The 19,456-nt window shown below is 51.2% G+C and carries 15 protein-coding genes; 8 read left to right on the top strand and 7 right to left on the bottom strand.

Features of this window, described 5'->3' with window-relative positions; genetic code table 11:
• Positions 1 to 36 precede the first annotated feature (36 nt).
• From accD to purF, 5 genes are read left to right on the top strand one after another with little or no spacing between them, the layout of a single operon-like run.
• The gene (gene accD, locus Q8O77_RS04235; protein ID WP_305551620.1) at positions 37 to 912 is read left to right on the top strand and encodes an acetyl-CoA carboxylase, carboxyltransferase subunit beta; all 876 of its coding nucleotides are present in this window, start codon (positions 37 to 39) and stop codon (positions 910 to 912) included.
• Between the two features lie 6 nt (positions 913 to 918).
• Positions 919 to 2,196, top strand: a complete 1,278-nt coding sequence (gene folC / locus Q8O77_RS04230) for a bifunctional tetrahydrofolate synthase/dihydrofolate synthase (protein ID WP_305551619.1) — start codon at positions 919 to 921, stop codon at positions 2,194 to 2,196.
• Entirely contained in the window at positions 2,193 to 2,786 is a 594-nt protein-coding gene (locus tag Q8O77_RS04225; protein ID WP_305551618.1) for an SPOR domain-containing protein, read from the top strand. The genes folC and Q8O77_RS04225 overlap by 4 nt, the downstream gene beginning before the upstream one ends.
• 59 nt (positions 2,787 to 2,845) lie before the next feature.
• Entirely contained in the window at positions 2,846 to 3,334 is a 489-nt protein-coding gene (locus Q8O77_RS04220; RefSeq protein WP_305551617.1) for a CvpA family protein, read from the top strand.
• Between the two features lie 20 nt (positions 3,335 to 3,354).
• Entirely contained in the window at positions 3,355 to 4,866 is a 1,512-nt protein-coding gene (purF, locus tag Q8O77_RS04215) for an amidophosphoribosyltransferase (RefSeq protein WP_305551616.1), read from the top strand.
• A 67-nt stretch (positions 4,867 to 4,933) separates the two neighbouring features.
• Here purF and Q8O77_RS04210 read toward each other — a convergent pair whose 3' ends face one another.
• On the bottom strand, positions 4,934 to 5,533 hold the full coding sequence (locus Q8O77_RS04210) for a Yip1 family protein (RefSeq protein ID WP_305551615.1): 600 nt from the start codon (positions 5,531 to 5,533) through the stop codon (positions 4,934 to 4,936).
• Positions 5,534 to 5,732: 199 nt separating this feature from the next.
• On the opposite strand from Q8O77_RS04210, the gene Q8O77_RS04205 reads away from it, so the two are divergent.
• Entirely contained in the window at positions 5,733 to 6,503 is a 771-nt protein-coding gene (locus Q8O77_RS04205; RefSeq protein WP_305551614.1) for a tRNA-(ms[2]io[6]A)-hydroxylase, read from the top strand.
• A 42-nt stretch (positions 6,504 to 6,545) separates the two neighbouring features.
• Here the strand turns inward: Q8O77_RS04205 and Q8O77_RS04200 are convergent, their stop codons facing one another.
• From Q8O77_RS04200 to Q8O77_RS04180, 5 genes are all read right to left on the bottom strand, one after another.
• Positions 6,546 to 9,689, bottom strand: coding sequence for an efflux RND transporter permease subunit (locus Q8O77_RS04200; protein ID WP_305551613.1), 3,144 nt, complete (start codon positions 9,687 to 9,689; stop codon positions 6,546 to 6,548).
• 9 nt (positions 9,690 to 9,698) lie between these two features.
• A complete protein-coding gene (locus Q8O77_RS04195; protein ID WP_305551612.1) occupies positions 9,699 to 10,940 on the bottom strand; it encodes an efflux RND transporter periplasmic adaptor subunit in 1,242 nt (413 codons plus the stop codon).
• Positions 10,924 to 12,225: a TolC family protein gene (locus Q8O77_RS04190; RefSeq protein ID WP_305551611.1), complete on the bottom strand. Its 1,302-nt coding sequence runs from the start codon at positions 12,223 to 12,225 to the stop codon at positions 10,924 to 10,926. The genes Q8O77_RS04195 and Q8O77_RS04190 overlap by 17 nt, the downstream gene beginning before the upstream one ends.
• Before the next feature lie 52 nt (positions 12,226 to 12,277).
• On the bottom strand, positions 12,278 to 12,616 hold the full coding sequence (locus tag Q8O77_RS04185; protein ID WP_305551610.1) for a cobalt transporter: 339 nt from the start codon (positions 12,614 to 12,616) through the stop codon (positions 12,278 to 12,280).
• An 80-nt stretch (positions 12,617 to 12,696) separates the two neighbouring features.
• Positions 12,697 to 13,632, bottom strand: coding sequence for a sensor domain-containing diguanylate cyclase (locus tag Q8O77_RS04180; RefSeq protein ID WP_305551609.1), 936 nt, complete (start codon positions 13,630 to 13,632; stop codon positions 12,697 to 12,699).
• An 86-nt stretch (positions 13,633 to 13,718) separates the two neighbouring features.
• Here Q8O77_RS04180 and Q8O77_RS04175 point away from each other — a divergent pair, with 86 nt between their 5' ends.
• Both Q8O77_RS04175 and Q8O77_RS04170 read left to right on the top strand, forming a co-directional pair.
• Positions 13,719 to 15,431, top strand: a complete 1,713-nt coding sequence (locus Q8O77_RS04175) for a triacylglycerol lipase (RefSeq protein WP_305551608.1) — start codon at positions 13,719 to 13,721, stop codon at positions 15,429 to 15,431.
• Positions 15,432 to 15,749: 318 nt separating this feature from the next.
• The gene (locus Q8O77_RS04170) at positions 15,750 to 18,239 is read left to right on the top strand and encodes a TonB-dependent receptor (protein WP_305551607.1); all 2,490 of its coding nucleotides are present in this window, start codon (positions 15,750 to 15,752) and stop codon (positions 18,237 to 18,239) included.
• 91 nt (positions 18,240 to 18,330) lie between these two features.
• Here the strand turns inward: Q8O77_RS04170 and Q8O77_RS04165 are convergent, their stop codons facing one another.
• Positions 18,331 to 19,332: a LacI family DNA-binding transcriptional regulator gene (locus Q8O77_RS04165; protein ID WP_305551606.1), complete on the bottom strand. Its 1,002-nt coding sequence runs from the start codon at positions 19,330 to 19,332 to the stop codon at positions 18,331 to 18,333.
• Between the last annotated feature and the right edge of the window lie 124 nt (positions 19,333 to 19,456).

Genomic DNA, 19,456 nt, shown 5'->3' with positions numbered 1-19,456 from the left:
GCGTAGTCGCAGAGTCGTTAGCTATAGGACATATTTATGAGTTGGTTAGAAAAGATCCTGCCCAGAACATCCTCTTCTTCCGCGCGTCGAAATATCCCGGAAGGTGTCTGGACCAAATGCACGTCATGCGATGCTGTGTTATATAAAGCTGATTTAGACCGTAATTTAGGCGTATGCCCCAAATGTGATCATCATATGCGGGTGTCGGCGCGTGCCAGGTTAACCGGCTTCCTTGATACCGGTAATACTAAAGAATTGGCAGCAGAGCTGGAGCCGCAAGATTTACTGAAATTTAAAGACAGTAAACGCTACAAAGACCGCATTGTGGCGGCGCAAAAAGCCACCAATGAAAAAGATGCCATGGTCGTTATGCACGGTACTTTAAAAGGTATGCCAATAGTGGCGGCGTCGTTTGAATTCGAGTTTATGGGCGGCTCTATGGCCTCTGTAGTAGGGGCGAAATTTGTTGCCGGCGTTGAACACGCATTAAAGCACAAAGTGCCTTTTGTCTGTTTTTCTGCCAGCGGCGGCGCACGGATGCAGGAAGCGCTGTTTTCACTGATGCAAATGGCCAAAACCAGCGCGGCATTAGCGAAAATGAGCGAAGCCGGCCTGCCGTATATTTCTGTGCTGACCGACCCGACCATGGGCGGGGTATCAGCCAGTTTGGCGATGTTAGGTGATGTGAATATCGGTGAGCCTAAAGCCTTAATCGGTTTTGCCGGCCCGCGGGTTATTGAACAAACCGTGCGGGAAAAGTTACCGGAAGGCTTCCAGCGCAGTGAATTCTTACTGGAACACGGCGCCATTGATATGATTGTTGACCGGCGCAAAATGCGCGATACAATTGCGCGATTAGTCGCTAAGTTTATGCAGCTGCCTGCTCCGGTGTCGGAGCACGACGCCGCTTAAGGGTTTATGTCAACTGCAATACTGAACAGCCAATCGTGCCATAGTCTGGCCGATTGGCTTTGTTATATCGAACAAAGCCATCCTATCCATCAGATTGAACTTGGTTTGGAGCGCGTGCTTGGCGTAGCGCAACAGGCTGACTTACATCAATTGCCGGGCAAGACCATTCTGATTGGCGGCACCAATGGTAAAGGCACTACAGCACGCTGTCTGGAACAATTATTGCTGGCGCAGGGCTTTAGCGTTGGTGTCTACAGTTCACCGCATTTGCTGCGCTTTAATGAGCGTTTACGGCTTAACGGCAGCGATGTGGCTGACGCAGACTGGGTCAGTGCTTTTGCTTTTATTGAGCAGCTGCGTGGCGATACCGCGCTGACGTACTTTGAATTCACTACCCTGGTAGCTTTTCGCTTGTTGCAGCAGCATCAGGTGGATTTTTGCCTGATAGAGGTTGGCTTGGGCGGGCGGCTGGATGCCACTAATATTGTAACGCCTGCTGTCAGTGTTATTACCACTGTCGATTTGGATCATCAGGATTGGCTGGGTAACGACAGAGAAACGATTGGCCGTGAAAAAGCCGGCATTTTCCGCAGTGGCGGCACTGCAGTAATAGGTGAGTTAGACCCGCCGCAGTCCGTATTGCAGCACAGTGCCGCCTTAAAGTGCCACAGCGTGGTAGTGCAGCGGGATTATCATTACAGCGAGCAGGCAGACAGCTGGCAATGGCACAGTGCCGGTGTAGCCTATACCGCCTTGCCGTTACCGGCGATGCCGGTGCAAAATGCGGCCTGCGCGCTGGCCGTATTGCAGCAACTGGCATTGTTGCCAACGCCGCAGCAATTAGCCGCGGTATTAACCGGTCTGACCCTGCCGGGGCGCATGCAATGGCTGCAACAGCAGCCGGCGATTATTGTTGATGTGGCACATAATCCGCAATCGGCGCGCTACCTGGCACAGCAACTTCGCCGGTTAAAACCGCGCTTTGGTCGCGTACTGGCGCTAAGCGGCATGTTAAAAGATAAGGATATTCAACAAACTCTGTTACCCTTGACGACATTGTTTGATCAATGGCATCTTGTAAGCCTTGGCGGCGCCCGTGGTGCCAATGCCTCGCAATTGGCAGAACAGCTGCCGCAGGGTACAGCCAATGTGGTATTACATGAGGACGTGCTAAGCGCTTATCAGGCGGTTAGTGCAAGGTTACAGCCAGATGAATTATTGGTCGTGTTTGGTTCGTTTTTCACTGTGTCTGCTGTGTTGGCAGACCATCAGGAGGCAAAGTGACACCCGCATTTAAACATCGTTTACTGGGTACAGTGATACTGGTGCTGGCCGGTATTATCTTCCTGCCGGACTTGCTGGATGGTGAAAAGCAGGTGGTAAAAGATGATTTTAAGGTGATCCCCGCGCGCCCTGAGTTTAAAGGTGTGCAACAACAAGTGACCAACAGCGATGCTCTTGAGCAGGTTCGTACTGAAGTGACGCCAGCTGTTGTTGACGAACAACCGGTTGATGTTGCCACAGCAGACAAACCCTTACCGTCGCAGCAGTACACTCAAGTTACAGCGCCGGTAAACAGGCCGGCAGCAACTAAACCGGCCAATGTGGCGCTTGATCAGGCGGCTTGGGTGGTGCGGGTAGGCAGTTTTAGTAAAGCCGAAAATGCCAATGCCTTAGTGGCTAAATTGCGCAAGGCCGGTTTTACTACCTTTACCCGAAATATTACCAACTCTCAGGGCGTGAGGCTTACCAGCGTGCTGGTAGGGCCTGAGCTTAGAAAAGAGCGGCTGGAGCAGCAGTTACCCAAATTACAACAGTTGACCGGTATCGAGCGTCTGAATGTAATGAGTTATCAGCCGACCGAAAATAATTAGCCAAGCAGTCACTCAGTTTGGTAGAATGCGCGCCGTCATCAAACAACCTTTGGTAGCAAATGGTCTGGGTTGATTTTGCCATTATGGCAATCATAGCGTTATCGGCTGTTATCAGCCTGGTCAGAGGCTTTGTTAAAGAAGCCATTTCACTGGCCGTTTGGATCCTGGCCTTCTTTATCGCCAGCCAATATTATCCGCATTTAGCAGGTTTATTTACCTCGATGCAGGACGAAACCCTGCGTAATGCTTCTGCCATTGCCATCTTATTTATCAGCAGCCTGATCCTTGGCGCTTTAGTTAATTTTCTTATCGGTAAACTGGTGCAATCAACCGGCTTATCCGGCACCGATCGCGTGTTGGGGCTGGTGTTTGGTGCCTTACGCGGCGTGTTGGTGGTGAGTGCCGTGCTGTTTTTCACTGATGCCTTTACCCCGGTTTCAAGCACCGGCTGGTGGCAAAACTCAGTATTAATCCCCGAATTTGGTTTTATCATTGAATGGTTCTTCGAGTATTTGCAGCACCATTCCGGTTTTATGCAAAAGCCCTAGCGTTGGCGAGGAAAAAATCCATGTGTGGTATTGTTGGTATTGTTGGAAAATATCCGGTTAATCAGGCACTGTACGATGGTTTAACAGTGTTGCAGCATCGCGGCCAGGATGCGGCGGGTATTGTTACCGTGGATAACAACACGCTGCGTTTGCGTAAGGCTAACGGCCTGGTAAAAGACGTATTCGAAGCCCGGCATATGGAACGTTTGGCCGGTACTATGGGTATTGGCCATGTGCGTTATCCTACGGCGGGTTCATCCAGTACCGCTGAAGCACAGCCGTTCTATGTCAACAGCCCGTTTGGTATTGCCTTGGCGCACAACGGCAACCTGACCAATTCACACATTTTAAAAGAAGAAATATTCCGTGTCGCACGTCGTCACGTTAATACGACTTCTGATTCTGAAGTATTACTAAACGTATTGGCGCATGAGCTGCACAACAGCGGTGTGATGGAGCTGCAGGCTGAGCATATCTTCCGCGCCGTGGCCAATGTGCACCGCAAAGTAAAAGGCGGTTATGCCGTAGTCGCCTTAATTATCGGCCATGGTTTACTGGCATTTCGCGACCCTAACGGCATTCGTCCGTTGGTAATGGGCAAACGTGAAACTAAGTTGGGTACCGAGTATATGGTGGCCTCCGAGAGCGTGGCGCTGGATGCTGACGGCTTTACCGTACTGCGCGATGTGTCACCCGGTGAAGCAGTGTATATTACCGCAGACGGTGAGCTGCATAGCTTCCAATGTGCCGAAAACCCCAGTTACACACCGTGTATTTTTGAGTATGTGTACTTTGCCCGGCCGGATTCCACCATCGACAATATTTCCGTGTATGCCTCACGCGTAGCTATGGGCACTATGCTGGGACAAAAAATTAAGCGTGAATGGGCCAACCTGGATATCGATGTGGTTATTCCGATCCCGGAAACCAGCAACGACGCAGCTTTGCAAATCGCCACTGTGTTGGGTTTACCGTATCGGCAGGGCTATGTGAAGAACCGCTACATCGGCCGTACCTTTATTATGCCTGGCCAGGAAGCGCGGAAAAAATCGGTTAAGCGTAAGCTCAACGCCATTAAGCAGGAATTTAAAGATAAAAACGTGCTGTTGGTGGATGACTCTATAGTACGCGGCACCACATCACAGCAAATTATTGATATGGCACGTGAAGCCGGTGCGAAAAAAGTGTACTTCGCTTCTGCGGCACCGGAAATTCGTTTCCCTAATGTGTATGGTATTGATATGCCATCAGCCAATGAGCTGATCGCGCATGGCCATGATGTTGACAGTATTTGTGACATTATCGGCGCCGATGGCCTGATATTCCAATCTCTGCCGGATTTGATCGAAGCAGTGCGGATGGAAAATCCGGAAATTAAACGCTTTGAAACCTCAGTGTTCGACGGCAATTACGTCACCAACGACATTGACCAGGATTACCTGAACCGGCTGGACCAAATGCGCAGCGACGGCGCCAAAGCAAAATCCGGCGCGGCCATGGCAACCAATCTGGAAACCTATAACGAAGGTTAAACTGCTGCAACAGCTACAAAACCAAAAGGGAGCCTCAGGCTCCCTTTTTTGCACTTGCTACAACCAGTTAATGGGTAAACATCGGGCCGAAGCCGGAGCTCCATAAAATAGCGGTGGCAGTCATAATACATACCAGCAAAATTAAGCCACAGGTGACAACAGAGCTGGCGTAAATAAAGCCGCGCTCTTCCGGAATATGCATCAGTATCGGCACGCCAACATATAACAGGTATACCGAATACGCCAGGCCCACCAGGCCGACAGTCATCACTACCCACAACTCCGGGTACAAACCGGCAAAACCAACCATAAACAACGGCGTAGAGGTATAAGCCGCCAATTCTAAGGTTTGGGTGTAGGTAGGTTCGGCGCCAAAGGTATGCGCCATCCAATGTGCCAACAGCGCCAGCGCGAACACGCCGCCAATTAAGGCAATATACATGGCTATAGATAACATCAGCGCGCTGTCATGGGTAAGCATAATGCGGTCACCCACACCTATGCTCCAACCCAAATGCACGGCAGAATAGTAGGCACATACTGCCGGGATCAATGCCACCAGCAAAATGTGGATCAGGCTGTAACGAAAACTTTCATGTCTTGCATCTATCGTATGCCACTCTTCTTTCGGGTGCGCATACAGTCCCCATAAGTGATTCAATATCATAATTATTATCCTTGTCACTACGTCTGCACAACTTTAGCTATCTTTGATAGCCGTTGTATCAGTTATGGCCAATATAATGCACTTCGTCAAGCATATTGTTTGAAATTTGACCGGCGTTTTATTGTGCTTACTCAGCAGCTTGGTGTCAGCAGTGCTATTGGCTATAATACGCGCCGGTTTTAATAACAGAAGTACAGCCATGCTAAGCGCTGAGATCAGTCAATTACTGGGCCCGGTACAACAGTTTTTACAGTGCGATACCCCTGCACAGTGGTTAAATATGGCGGCAAGGCCGGAACATTTAGCCGTGTTGCTGCAGGACCATATGATCTGTGAATTAAAGGCCGCGCAATCGGCAATGTACCTGATCCGCCGCTATGCCGCCGATGAACAAAGCGGCGACGCCTTGCTGCAATGGCTGAAACCCTATGAAGACTTTACCTATCGCCAGCAGGGCGATTGGCAAGCATTGGCAGGGCTTAGCCTGAAAAAATCCATGTTGGCCAAAGGTAGCAGCCCGCACGCACAAGAGTTGATAGATAAAATGGTGTTGCTGATCAAAGAAGAGCTGCATCATTTTTATCAGGTACTGGAAGTAATGGCAAAACACGGCATTCAGTATGAGAAAATCAGCTCCAGCCGCTATGCCAAAGGCCTGCTGCGCCATGTGCGCACTTATGAACCGGCAGCGATGGTGGATAAACTGATTTGCGGCGCTTATATCGAAGCCCGCTCCTGTGAGCGCTTTGCTAAATTAGCGCCGTCTTTACCGGGCGATATTGCTGAATTTTATATCTCGTTGCTGCGCTCTGAAGCACGGCATTACCAGGATTACCTGACGCTGGCGACAGAAATCGCGGCTGAGGATATCAGTGCGCGTATCGCGTTTTTTGGCCAGGTGGAAGCAGAGTTAATTTTATCGCCGGACAGCGATTTTAAGTTTCACAGCGGCGTACCGGTTACCGCATAAAAAACACCACCCAACCGGGTGGTGTCTGCGTTTTAGCGTTGGTTATTGCGCTGACTTCTGCGCCCGCTGATGCACCAGGCGGTACAGGGCCGGCAGCAGCAACAAGGTCAGCAGGGTAGCGGACATAATACCGCCGATTACCACTGTGGCCAGCGGCCGCTGTACTTCGGCGCCGGTACCGCTGTTAAACGCCATCGGCACAAAACCGAGGCTGGCTACCAGTGCTGTCATTAATACCGGCCGTAAACGCTGCAGCGCACCTTGCTCAATTGCCGCCAACAGCGCAATGCCCTGGCTGCGCAGTTGCGTAATCATCGCCAGCATTACCACACCGTTAAGTACGGCGATACCGGATAAGGCAATAAAGCCGACCGCGGCGGATATCGACAATGACATATCGCGCAGCAACAGTGCCGCCACACCGCCGGTTAATGCCAGCGGTACGCCGCTAAATACCACTAAAGCATCTTTGGCTGAGTTAAGCGCACTGAACAGCAGGCCAAAAATCATGAGTAAGGTTAGTGGCACCACCCACATTAAGCGGTTTGTCGCCGATTGCAGTTGCTCAAAGGTGCCGCCATAACCCAGCCAGTAACCGGCCGGCAACTCAAGTTTATCTGTCATCAGCTGCCTGGTTTCGTTGATAAAACTGCCAAGGTCGCGCCCTGAGACATTGGCGCTGACGACGATATTACGTTTAGCACTTTCGCGGTTTATCTGATTAGGAGCCTCAATCTCGTTAAAGTGAGCGACTTCACCCAGCGGCACATAGGTAAGCTCATTACCGCTTGTGCCGGATATACCCGGTAGTGCCAGTGGCAGACGTTTTAACTGCTGAGGGTCGCTTCTGAGGCTCTCATCGGCTCTGATGATCAGCTCAAACGCTTTATCGCCCTCGTAAATAAGCCCGGCGCGGATGCCGCCAACCATGGTTTGGATGCTGTGTTGCACGCTTGCGACATCGATACCCAAAAGTGCCAGATGCTCACGGTCCGGTTCAATTGACAACATCGGTAACCCTGTGGCTTGTTCCATGCGCACATCCACTGCACCGGGTACTGTCGCCAGTAGTGTAGTAGCGGCTTCGGCAAGCCTTGCCAATTCAGTTAAATCATCGCCGTAAATTCGCAGCGCCACATCACTGCGTACCCCGGCTATCAGCTCGTTAAAGCGCATTTCTATCGGCTGGGTAAACTCGTAGTTATTTCCCGGTAAGGCTTCAACGCTACTGCGCAGTAATGCCACAAAATCTGCTTTGCTCATTCCCGGATTAGGCCACTGCGATTGCGGTTTTAGTATCACAAAGGTATCGGCGACATTAGGTGGCATTGGGTCGGTGGCAATTTCGGCCGTACCCAGCTTGCTAAATACCCGTTCTACCTGGGGCAGGGCTACAATTTCACGCTCCAGCAGCAGTTGCATCTGTAGCGATTGGTTTAAGCCGGTACCCGGGATACGCAGCGCATGTAAGGCGACGTCACCTTCATCCAACTGCGGCATAAACTCACTGCCAAGCTTACTGCCTTGCCAGAATACCGCCGCCATCACCAACAGCGCCGCGCCGATAAAGAGCATGGAGTGGCGCAAGCTCTGCCGGAGTAAGACCGAATAGCCACGTTTTAATATGTGCATCAGGGGTGAGTCTTGCTCCTTCACTCTGCCACGAACAAAAATGGCAACCGCGGCGGGTACAAAGGTAATGGCTAACAGCACAGCACCAGCCAGGGCAGCAATAACGGTAAAGGCCATCGGATGAAACATTTTGCCTTCCACACCGCTTAAAGCAAAAATAGGCAGAAAAACCAGCATAATAATCAACACGCCAAATACGGCCGGGGTAAATACTTCCCGGGTGGCCTGATACACTTCACTTAAACGCTCATCAAGCGTTAATAGCCGGCCGGTTCGTTGTTGAGCTAAGCCTAAACGGCGCAGGCAGTTTTCTACTACGATTACGGCGCCATCGACCATTAAACCAAAGTCAATAGCTCCTAAGCTCATCAAATTGCCGCTGACTTTATTGATGGTCATTCCGCTTATAGCAAATAACATGCTTAGCGGAATAACCAGAGCCGTGATCAGCGCGGCGCGAATATTGCCAAGAAAAATAAACAACACCACTATGACTAATACGGCGCCTTCGAACAGGTTTTTTTGCACCGTAGCAATAGTTTTGTCGACCAACGTAGTGCGGTTATACACTGCCCGGGCGCTGACGCCCTGCGGCAATGAGCGATTTACCTCATTTAGCTTTTCTGCCACCGCTTGTGACACTGTGCGGCTGTTTTCACCCATCAGCATAAACACAGTGCCCAGCACCGTTTCTTCGCCGTTTAAGCTGGCCGCGCCGGTACGCAATTCTTTGCCTAAATAAATCTCAGCAACATCATGCAAGCGCACGGGACCATCATCGCGTTTGGCAATAATCAATGCGCTAATATCATCAAGGGTGCGCAATTGCCCTGGTGAGCGTATCAGCCACTGTTCACCGCGCTGTTCAATATAGCCGGCGCCAACATTGCTGTTGTTACGGGCAAGGGCAGTGGCAATATCGTCCAGTGTCAGTTTAAACGCCAGCAATCTGGCGGGGTCGGGCGCTACCTGGTACTGACGCTGGTAGCCACCGATGCTGTTTACTTCGGTAACACCTTTAACATTAACCAGTTGCGGCTTGACTACCCAATCCTGCAAGGTGCGCAGATCTTCAGGCGTATAAGCCATGCCATTGTCTTTTACTGCATCAGGCGCGGCGCTTAGGGTGTACATAAATATTTCACCCAGGCCGGTGGCAACAGGGCCAAGGGTTGGGTTGGTGTCTGCCGGTAAATCAGCCCTTACCGCTTGTAAGCGCTCTGATACTTGCTGGCGTGCCCAATAAATATCGGTGCCGTCATTAAACACTACCGTAACCTGTGACATGCCATAGCGTGACAGCGAGCGGCTGTATTGCAGTTTGGGTAAACCGGCCATGGCATTTTCAATAAGCACGGTTAGCCGTTGTTCTGCTTCCAGTGGCGAATAGCCGGGCGCCTCAGTATTAATTTGCACTTGCACATTAGTGATATCGGGCACCGCATCCATCGGCAGGCGCTGCGCGTTATATATACCAGCTACAACAAGCAGTAAGGTAAAGCCCAGCACCAGATAGCGACGCTCAAGGGCAAACTTTAACAGGGTATCAATCATAACGCCCTCCTAGTGATCATGGCTGGCGCCGGATTTAAGCACGTCAGCTTTAAGCACAAAGCTGTTGTCTGTGGCGTATTCCGTACCGGGTTTAAGGCCTGACGTTACTTCAATGTAATCATCATCTTCATGGCCAAATTGCAGCATACGTACTTCAAAGGTATTGCCATAACGGGCAAATACCACCGGCATATCGCGAAAGCGCTGAATGGCACTTTTTTTCACTGCCAGCGCGACCGGTATCTCCGCCGTTAGCACTTGCGCTTTAATATGCATGCCGGGACGCCAGTAACCACTGCGGTTGTCCAGCACCGCCCTTACCCGCGCGATATGGCCTTCGGTCATTTGCGGCGCGATGTAACTGATAGTACTGCCGACGCTTTCACCAGGGTGCAGGCTGGATACCGTAACCGGCATGCCGACACGCAATTTGCTGATATCGTCGGGAAATGCTGAAAGCTCGACATAGACTTCGCTGTAATCAACGATGCTAAATAACACCTCGTCGCGAATGAACTCCCCGCTGTTAAAGAAGCGTTCGGTAATGATGCCGTTTGCCGGAGACACTATGTCATACATTTTTAATGTCGCGGCATTGCTAACACGGGCTATGCGCTGGCCCTTACTGACGCTATCGCCTTGTTGTACTAATACTTCTGCAAGCGTGCCGGGATAGGGCGCTCTTACCTTAAAGCCGGCGGTAGGGGGAGTACTGATAACGCCGAACAAATGGGTTTTTTGGCTCAATACCTGCGCTGTGGCGATATCGGTACCAATGCCACTTAACGTTAATATCCTCTCGTTTAGTTCCACCCGACCTTCAAAGCTGTCGTAGTGCCAATGGTATTGTTCGCCCTGATAGCTGACGTCAATATCGACACTGTAAGAGTGCGGTTCAGCAATGCTGATATCCCCCACCAGATACTGTTGCTCCGGGGTAAAGCGGATATTGTCTTGCCGGCCATCCAGCCGCTGCAGTGTCACTTGAGCTTTTATGGCGCCGGGCGCTACCGCTTCGCCGTCAACATAGGCATATAAACGCATTTCCGGCGGTATACCTGTTTCGAAAATAGTCACTTCAAGCGCAAAATCAGCCTCCGTTAATAATTTGCCGCCATTAGGGCCTTGCGCTTCCTCAGTTGCATGTTCATCGCCATGCTGGTCATGATTGCCTCCGGCCTGTGCCAGAGCGGTACACAGCAGTAATAACAGCGCCAGCAGGCTGGCGGATAAATTAAAGGTTTTGTTCATAGCGATGCTCCAATACAACGACCGGCGTCGCAGTATTTAAGGTAATGGGTTGGCCGGTCAGGCGTTCCAGTTCCAGTAAGGTAAGGTGAAAGCGGCTCTGGCTTTCTATAACGTCGCGCTGTGCCAGTGCCAGCTCTTCTCCGGCAGATAACAGGCTAAGTAAATCTATCTGGCCTTGTTGATATCCTTGCAGACTTAAGGTGTGCAACTGCAGGGCTTCAGGCAGCAACCTTGACTGAATAACTTGCACGGTAGCGCGCAGTTGCTCCAGTGCCCGCCATTGTTGCTGCACCAGCAGCGACAAAGCGCTGCTGCTTTGCTGTTGCTGTGTCGCCAGCAGTTCTTGCTCTGCGACCAGGGCCTGACGTTGGCCCGCCAAAGGATCGGACAACGTAAGCGGCATACTAAAGCCAAATACCAAGGCATTGTCGTTGTTAGCTTCGTTACGCCGCAGCCCGGCCGACAGACGGATATCAGCTTTGCTGTTAGCCTCGGTTAAGCGCAGTTGGCTTTGTGCCACACGTTGCAGCGTAATAAAGCGTTGCAGAGCGCTACTTTGCTGCAGTTGCTGTTGCAGTGATGCCAGCGCAGGCACCGGCGGCAAGGTTGTTAAATCGCCGGTTACTGCAACAAAATCCGGCGCGCTGTTCCAACCGGCAGCCAACAGATATCGCTGGCTTTCTATGGCTTGTTTAATATCAGTCAGCTCTATTTCACTGCGTATCAGTCGCAGTTTAATCCGGCTTATATCGGCATCCGGCAGGTTGCCAGCCTGGCTGCGACGTTCTGCTGTGGCGAGCACTGCCTGTTCCCTGCTGATTTTATCGCTGGCCCACTGTTGTAAATTTTGTAGCCGTAACAGCTGTAAATACTGTCCGGTCGTGTTTGCCAGCGCCTCAAGCCGGGCCAACTCATAGTTATCACGCTGCAGTTGGCTTTGATGTTGTGCCAATTCAACCCGGCGCTGTCGTTTATCGCCCAGTTCAATTTGCCGGCTAAGGCTGAGCGTAAGCTCTGCACCCGCCAGGCCGCGGCTGTCGCCGGTACCCGACACATTCTCCAATGAGACATCCAGCTCAGGATTAGGGCTAATATTTGCCTGCAACTGCGCTGCTTCTGCCATCCGTAGCTGATACGGAAAGGCTTGTAGTGTAGCGTCATGTTGCAAGGTACGCTGTAACGCCTGCGTCAGCGTCAGGGCTTGCGGTTCTGCAGCTAGTGTAAAAGGTGCAGCCGAATAGCCGATAGCTGCCAGTAATGCCGGCAGCATTAATGTCATACGCATGGGTATGCTCCTGTTAGTTAATCAGTAAAGTAAATATGATAAACGGGCAGGATCAGACGTTGGGGGGCGGTACCGGTGGTGAGTAACTTACAGGCAACAGCGATGATTGCGGCGCCAGGCTGCGCGCAGCACCAACAGCAGTTAAATTAACGCTGTGGATATAAGAGATGGCACAGGTAACATGTGCATGGGCAGAATGGTGTTCATCAGCGCTGCTGTCGGCATTGTCCACGCTTTGCTGTGTGGTCGTTGTCGCATGGGCGTTGTAAATATAAGAGGTATAGCTATGCTCGTGTTCAGGCACATGCACAACCAATGCATCGCATGCCATTACAGCATGGTTTAGCATTACGGCCAGCAAAATAAATAACCTGAAGCTTTTAAGCAGCATAGTGTCCTCTGAAGTCAGCCGCTATGCTACAGCGTCATGATGTTGGCAACAAGCGAAAATATCCGGCCGTGCTGTATGCGTTACAAAATAACGCAGTACTCTGCCACTATCACTTTATTGCGGCCGCTGTGTTTGGCCTGATACAGCGCGGCGTCGGCATCGGCGTACAGTTGCTCAAAATTGGTTTTGTCACGCGCCAGCGCTATACCAACCGACAGCGTAATGCGCAGTTCGCGGCCGTCAATATGCAGTTTTTCATCGGCGATCTGCTGGCGCAGCCGCTCCGCTACTTCAACCGCGGTATCGCGATTTGTTTGTGCCAGAAAAATACCAAACTCTTCACCGCCAATACGGCCGAAAATATCGTATTCACGCAAGGTACTTTTCACCAGCCGCGCGACCTGGCGCAGCACTTCATCGCCGGCCTGATGGCCGTATGTGTCATTAACGTTTTTAAAGTGGTCGATATCCAGCAGAAAAAACGCCATCGCACAGTGCTGGCGACTGCAACGGGTAATTTCAGCCTGTACTGAGGCAACAAAACTACGCCGGTTAGCAATTTGAGTCAGTTCATCCGTCAGCGCCAAATCGGTTAACTTGCGGGTATGTTCGTTTAAATGCTGTTCGACAATTTTTTGTTTGGTAATGTCTTTGGTTTGCAGCAGCATCTCACCGCCTGGCAGGGTTTGTTCGGAGAATAAGAACCAGCGGCCGTCGACTAAATCGACTTCAAACAAGCGAAAGTCGCGCGAGCGCCGCAGTTGCTGTACGCGGCTAAGCCAGCTGTCGATATTATCGGCATCAATGCGCGGGCCTTTTTGGGTACGAAAAGCGCTGTGCATAATAGCCGCAAAGCTTTGACCAATCAGCTCGGCTTCGGGGCGGAAAAACACTTCCAAAAAGGCTTTATTGGCACAAAGCAGAATGTCGTCAGCAGAGAAAATGGCATAGCCATCGCGGCTGGTGTCAGCAAACTCGGCCAGTTTAGCGGCAAATTGTTGGAATGAGTTTTTCATGCAACACAACCCGTTACAGAACAGTGCTATAGTGCTAAGCATAGCGGAGATTGGCTGATGTTATTCAGATAATTGCAGGAGCCTTAATGCTGCAACAAAACTACCTAACCAGGTGCTTGCTGCTATTTATTCTGCTGCTTGCCGTGCAGGGATGTAGCCAGGGCAAGTATATTTACTGGAAAACGCCTTTGCCGGCACCGGTTGAAGCGGTAAACGGTTTGCTGGCCTATCAGTACATAGCGTTAAATCAGCTTAGCGACAGCGCTGTGCCGGCTTATTGCCTGCAACTTAGCACGCAGCGCTCACCCGGCTATCAGCTGTTTTTGTTGCAGCTCAGCTGTGCACAACGCTGGTTAGCACTGCCACTAAACACCGCCGGGCAGGCTGATGCCATGGCCTACTACAACCGGGCTTTACTACCGTTAGTGCGGGCAGCAATAACAGGCCGCGATACCAGTGCGCTGAATTTGCAGCTTAAACTTGAGCTGGATCCCGATGAAAACGGCCTGGCCTTTGAGCAGTTGTTTTTGGCGGCTGATCTACAAGCGTATGACCCTTTTATGCTGCGCCAGCAGGATAATGGCTTAGGCATTGCTGTAGTAGGGCAGCGTAAAAATACCGGCTCTGAGTTGGATCGCTATTTTCCGCCGGAGGGCATCTTTCGCCCGCTCACTGTGATGCCGGTAAAGCTGGATTTCAGTAACCCCGTGCTGCCGGTGCTGACATTGCGCGGCGTTTATATGCAACAGCAGCAACACTGGCCTGTTGCTGCACAGCAATACCCGCTGAACTACGATCCTGCTTCGGCCTATTTGTGTCTGGTAGAAGTGGCAGTGGCCGATCAGTTGGAAAAAACCGGCCTGTTTAATGCGGACAAAGTAGAAGACAAGCTGGGTATCTATGCCATAGAGCCGCTAAGCCGCGATAAGATCCCTGTGCTGATGATCCACGGTTTAAATTCCAGCCCGTTAATATGGCGCCGTTTAAGCTGGGCGATATTTTCCAACCCGCAGCTGGCGGCACGGTACCAGGTGTGGCATGCGTTTTATCCATCCGGTCCGCCGCCATTTTTTAATGCCATGCGTTTAAGAAAACGTACCGATGAACTGCTGCTGCATATCTCGCCGGATTTGCAGGCCGTTGCCGCTAACAATATGCTGCTGGTGGGGCACAGTATGGGCGGCATTATCAGTAAAACCTTTGTGCAAAACAGCGGCAATACTTTGTGGGATGCCACTTTTTACCGGCCGGCGGCTGAATTAGCGGTGGATGACGACACCCGCCGCACCTTGGAAGATATTTTTATCTTTACTGCCAAACCCTATGTAAAAGGCGTAGTGTTTATTGATACGCCGCATCGCGGTGCTGCTACTGCCGATGGCTGGATTGGACGGCTGGCATCAATGATGATTACGCTACCAAAAGCCATGAAGAGCGTGTTTAACAAGATGTGGCTGGCGCTAAGCAACGACGATATTAAACCGGCCATGCGCGGTTATATGAGCGGCTTTGGCCCGAACAGTGTTGATGTACTGTCTCCGCGTCACCCGCTGGTACAGCAGTTAACGCGCTTACCGCTACAAGCACCGGTGTATTCGGTTATCGGTAATGATGAGCCGGCGCGCTGTAAAGCGTTCGCCTCATGCCCGGGCTTAAACGACAGTGTGGTGCCCTACAATAGTGCACATTTGGACGCTGCGCGCGATGAAATTGTCGTGCCGTCAGAGCATAATTCTTATCAATCACCCCAAGCTATTGAATTTATTTCAAATATCCTCGCCTCAACGCCTTTGCAGTAGCAACGGCCAGCAATCCTGTTAGCACTGCAATATGACAACTGGTGGTGCAAGCGCGGTTTTTTCCTTGACAAGGCGGCTGCTTTAGCACTAATTTAGGCCGCATTATCAATTGATGGTTGCGCAATCATTTTGCTTTGGCTGCTGATTGAAGTCATAAGCTGCAGTTTACCAGCTGTATTTCAATGGCTTTAATCAGTCGGTTAAGTATTGATTTTGTTGCGTATGGTAGCGCAAACAAGTTTGTTGATAACAATAACCGCGCCTTGTGTTATGCACCTGAGCTGCGGAGATAATCAGATAACAGGGGAGCTAAAGACTATGTTGAGTCAGCCGGGTAGCAAATTAAAGCAAAGTTATATTCTTATTTCAGCGGCCATATTAGCAACGGCCAGTGTTAATGTGTCGGCGCAAAATGTCGCTGAACAAAGTGCCGTTGAAAAAAGTGCCGTTGAACAAAGCAGCGAAGCACGGGCGATAGAAGTTATCCAGGTAACTGCCACCAAGCGGGTAACCACCATTCGCGAAACCCCGCTGGCGGTAACGGCATTTGATCAGAATGCGCTGGACGATAACCACGTTATGCAGTTGGACGATTTACAGGGCGCAGTACCCAGTTTGCATATTGCGCAAAACGGCACGCAAAATACGCCTATGGTGTATTTGCGCGGTATCGGCTCGTCGGATCAAACCGAAAGCGGTGACCCGGCAGTGGCCTTTCATGTTGACGGCGTGTATTCCGCCCGCTCGCAGGGCGCATCAGCACTGATGTTTGATTTGGAAGGCGCTGAAATTCTGCGCGGGCCTCAGGGCACCTTGTTTGGCCGTAACGCCACCGGCGGCGTGGTTAACCTGCACACTGCCAAGCCGAAGCTGGATTACTTTGAAGCCAATGCTGAATTTACCCTCGGCAACTTTAACCGGCGCGCCACCCGCGCCATGGTTAACTTACCGCTGACAGATACGCTGGCTATTCGCGTGGCCGCAGCGGTGGATAAATCGGAAGGTGTGGTGGATATGGCTCCGGGCTCTGCCATGGGCAGAAAATATGGCTCTACCGATTTAGCTGCCGCGCGTTTTAGTGCCTTATGGCAACCGAATGACAACTTTGACTGGTTTCTGTCGTATGAAAACTTTACCGATCAGGGTACCGGCCATATCCCGACGGTAAGTGGCGGCTCAGATCGCGAGGCTTATATTCAGGAGCCGGGTTTTAATGATTTTGTTATTGACAGCCTGCGCACCCGGCTAAATTACAATTTCGACAGTGGTATTACGCTGTCGTATATCGGTGGTTATACCGATTCTTCCCGCGAGTCGGTGTGGGAGCGCAGCTGGAGCCCGGATAAGTATGAGTGGGGCGGCTGCGTGGAGTGTACCCACGAAGCTACCCAGCATGAACTGCAAATTAAAAACGAAGACAGCGCGCGTTTGCAGTGGATGGTGGGCTACTTTTACTTTAAAGAAAATAACGCCACCATTTTTGATATTGTGCACCCGGATGTGGATTACGAAGGTGGCAGCACACCAAACCCGAATTTATGGTCTACCTATCGTCAACCGGATCGCGGCTTAAAATCGAACAGTATTTATGCCCAGAGCACCTATAAAATTACTGATGCGTTTCGCGTCAGCCTGGGCCTGCGTTACACCGAAGATGAGCGTTGGGATGTTGGCGGGCGCAATATTATGTGCCCGGATGTGAAGCGCACCGAAAACCTGCCGCTAAACAGCGATTACGTTGGCCTGCTGGACCCTGACAACCTGCTAAATGGCCTGGCACCAAACAAATTTCTGGTACAGCCCGGCCAGTGCTGGGTCGATACCTATAACGACACCAGCCCAAGCTGGGATAAAACCACCGGTATGGCACGGTTAGAGTGGGATTTCTCACCGACAATAATGCTGTACAGCTCTTATGCTACGGGGTTTAAATCCGGCACTATTCAGGATGGCGGCCGTTATACCGGCACCGGCCCGTTTACGCAGGCCGATTTAGACGCCATTATCGCCGGTAATAACAATGAAGCGGCTGGCAGCCATGCTTATGTGGCGCCGGAAGAAAATACCAGCATTGAGCTGGGCTTAAAGGGCGCCTTCCTTGATAACACCCTGCAGCTGTTTGCCGCGCTATTTACCACCGAATATACCGACTTACAGGTAACCAGTAATGTTACCACTGAAACTGGTGCCGACTTGCTGCGCAAAACCAACGCCGGTAAAGCCACGATTAACGGTTTGGAAGTCGAAGCCAAGTGGCTGGTGGGCCGCAATGGCGAACTGAACGGTACTATGGCGTATCTGGATGCGAAGTATGACGAGTTCCTGACGACCGATTCCAGCTACGGTGCAGATGGCATAGCCTTTAACCCGTCAGCAGGTAACCCGAATCTGCCAAACCTGCTGGATTTCAGTGGTAACCACCTGGTGCAGGCGCCGGAATTCAGTATGTCGCTAAGCTACGAGCATTTCTTTGAGCTAAGCAATGGCGCTACAGTGCGGCCACGCTTACGTGGTAGCTATTCATCAGAGATCTGGTTTGACCCGGCTAACCGTGGCGACCGGCCGGAAGGTTTCCGTGATCTGCCTTATGCTGCGGATATTGACCGTCAGGATGCGTATACCAAGCTTGACGCCAGCCTGGTTTATCAACCATCTGCCGGCAACTGGAGCCTGGAAGCCTTTGTCAATAATCTGACTGACAAAGCAATAAAAAGCGATCAGGGCCGCTGGAACAGCGAACCGGTAGCTAACTATATGTGGCAGTCGCCGCGTACCTTTGGTGTGCGGGTAAAAGTAAGCTTCGACTAACTAAGCCGGAATAGCCAAACCGGAATATATTAGTAAAATTAGCCATAAAAAAAGCCGCTGACTCCAGCGGCTTTATTATTTATGCAGCAGCTCAGGTTGAGCTGCGCACCCTGATGCTGTAACCAACATCCACCGGTGCTACCGCATGGCGGCCCTTGCCGGCGGCGCTAAATAACATCTCTACCGCCTGGCGGCCCATCTCCACGCGTGGTGATGCTACAGACGTAATCGCAGGCTCTACCAGGGCCGAGGCTTCCAGGTCATTAAAGCCACAAATGGCGATATCTTTGGGTACATTTAAATTCATCCGTTTGCTTTCAAACAGGGCGCCCAGCGCCAGGTCATCATTACAGCAAAATACCGCATCGCACTGGTTATCGGATTCGGCAATCACGGCCTGTAATAACTGGCCGCCAAGTTTAATCGACGACGGCTGCACTGTAGTTTGAATAAAGCTGCGACACGGCTCCGGCCAATCAGCTATAGCTTGTTTAAAGCCCGCCAGCCGCTGCTGGGTGCGCGGGTCCATCCGGGCGCCGACAAAGGCCGGTGCGCGATAGCCTTGTTGCAGCAAATGTTTCGTCATATCGTAACTGGCCTGATAATGCGAAAAGCCAATATTCATATCTATTGGCTGATTGGTCAGCTCCATTATCTGCACCACCGGAATATCGGCCTGCAACAGCAATTTGCGCGCGTAATCGGTTTGCGCGGTACCGGTAACAATAAAACCTTCCGGCGACTGGCTAAGCAGGGTAGCAATCAGCTGCTCTTCTATCAGCGGCGAGTAATGGCAGTCGCCCAGCAGCACTTGCAGGTTTTTTGCTTTAACTGCCTGATAAATACCCTGCAGTACATCGTTAAATACAATATTGGATAGCGATGGAATAATCACCGCCAGCACGCCGGATTTTTTTGATGCCAGTGCACTGGCGGCATGGTTGCGGATATAGCCGATATCATGAATGGCTTTCTCCACTTTATGGCGTAATTTGTCAGATACCTTGGTTGGATCTGTCAATACCCGCGATACCGTGATGGCGCTTACACCGGCAACTTTGGCAACGTCTTTTAAATTTGGCTTTGGGCTCATAAGCTTAGCTCTGCAATCTTTTACATGACAATACTGTATTGCCGGTTGTTAGTCAAAATGGTTGCGCAATCATTGGTGCTGGTTTAAGCTCTGAGTCAACAAGCAACACTAACAGGAAACAGCA

The organism is Rheinheimera sp., from assembly GCF_030690345.1.
In the GTDB taxonomy this organism is placed as follows: domain Bacteria; phylum Pseudomonadota; class Gammaproteobacteria; order Enterobacterales; family Alteromonadaceae; genus Alishewanella.
This window is presented reverse-complemented; position numbering and strand designations above follow the sequence as displayed.

What these genes read in the sequence shown, in the direction of transcription:
- accD (WP_305551620.1), top strand. Translation starts at nt 37, where the DNA reads ATGAGTTGGTTAGAAAAGATCCTGCCCAGAACATCCTCTTCTTCCGCG.
- folC (WP_305551619.1), top strand. Translation starts at nt 919, where the DNA reads ATGTCAACTGCAATACTGAACAGCCAATCGTGCCATAGTCTGGCCGAT.
- Q8O77_RS04220 (WP_305551617.1), top strand. Translation starts at nt 2,846, where the DNA reads ATGGTCTGGGTTGATTTTGCCATTATGGCAATCATAGCGTTATCGGCT.
- purF (WP_305551616.1), top strand. Translation starts at nt 3,355, where the DNA reads ATGTGTGGTATTGTTGGTATTGTTGGAAAATATCCGGTTAATCAGGCA.
- Q8O77_RS04210 (WP_305551615.1), bottom strand. Translation starts at nt 5,533, where the DNA reads ATGATATTGAATCACTTATGGGGACTGTATGCGCACCCGAAAGAAGAG.
- Q8O77_RS04205 (WP_305551614.1), top strand. Translation starts at nt 5,733, where the DNA reads ATGCTAAGCGCTGAGATCAGTCAATTACTGGGCCCGGTACAACAGTTT.
- Q8O77_RS04200 (WP_305551613.1), bottom strand. Translation starts at nt 9,689, where the DNA reads ATGATTGATACCCTGTTAAAGTTTGCCCTTGAGCGTCGCTATCTGGTG.
- Q8O77_RS04195 (WP_305551612.1), bottom strand. Translation starts at nt 10,940, where the DNA reads ATGAACAAAACCTTTAATTTATCCGCCAGCCTGCTGGCGCTGTTATTA.
- Q8O77_RS04190 (WP_305551611.1), bottom strand. Translation starts at nt 12,225, where the DNA reads ATGCGTATGACATTAATGCTGCCGGCATTACTGGCAGCTATCGGCTAT.
- Q8O77_RS04185 (WP_305551610.1), bottom strand. Translation starts at nt 12,616, where the DNA reads ATGCTGCTTAAAAGCTTCAGGTTATTTATTTTGCTGGCCGTAATGCTA.
- Q8O77_RS04180 (WP_305551609.1), bottom strand. Translation starts at nt 13,632, where the DNA reads ATGAAAAACTCATTCCAACAATTTGCCGCTAAACTGGCCGAGTTTGCT.
- Q8O77_RS04175 (WP_305551608.1), top strand. Translation starts at nt 13,719, where the DNA reads ATGCTGCAACAAAACTACCTAACCAGGTGCTTGCTGCTATTTATTCTG.
- Q8O77_RS04170 (WP_305551607.1), top strand. Translation starts at nt 15,750, where the DNA reads ATGTTGAGTCAGCCGGGTAGCAAATTAAAGCAAAGTTATATTCTTATT.
- Q8O77_RS04165 (WP_305551606.1), bottom strand. Translation starts at nt 19,332, where the DNA reads ATGAGCCCAAAGCCAAATTTAAAAGACGTTGCCAAAGTTGCCGGTGTA.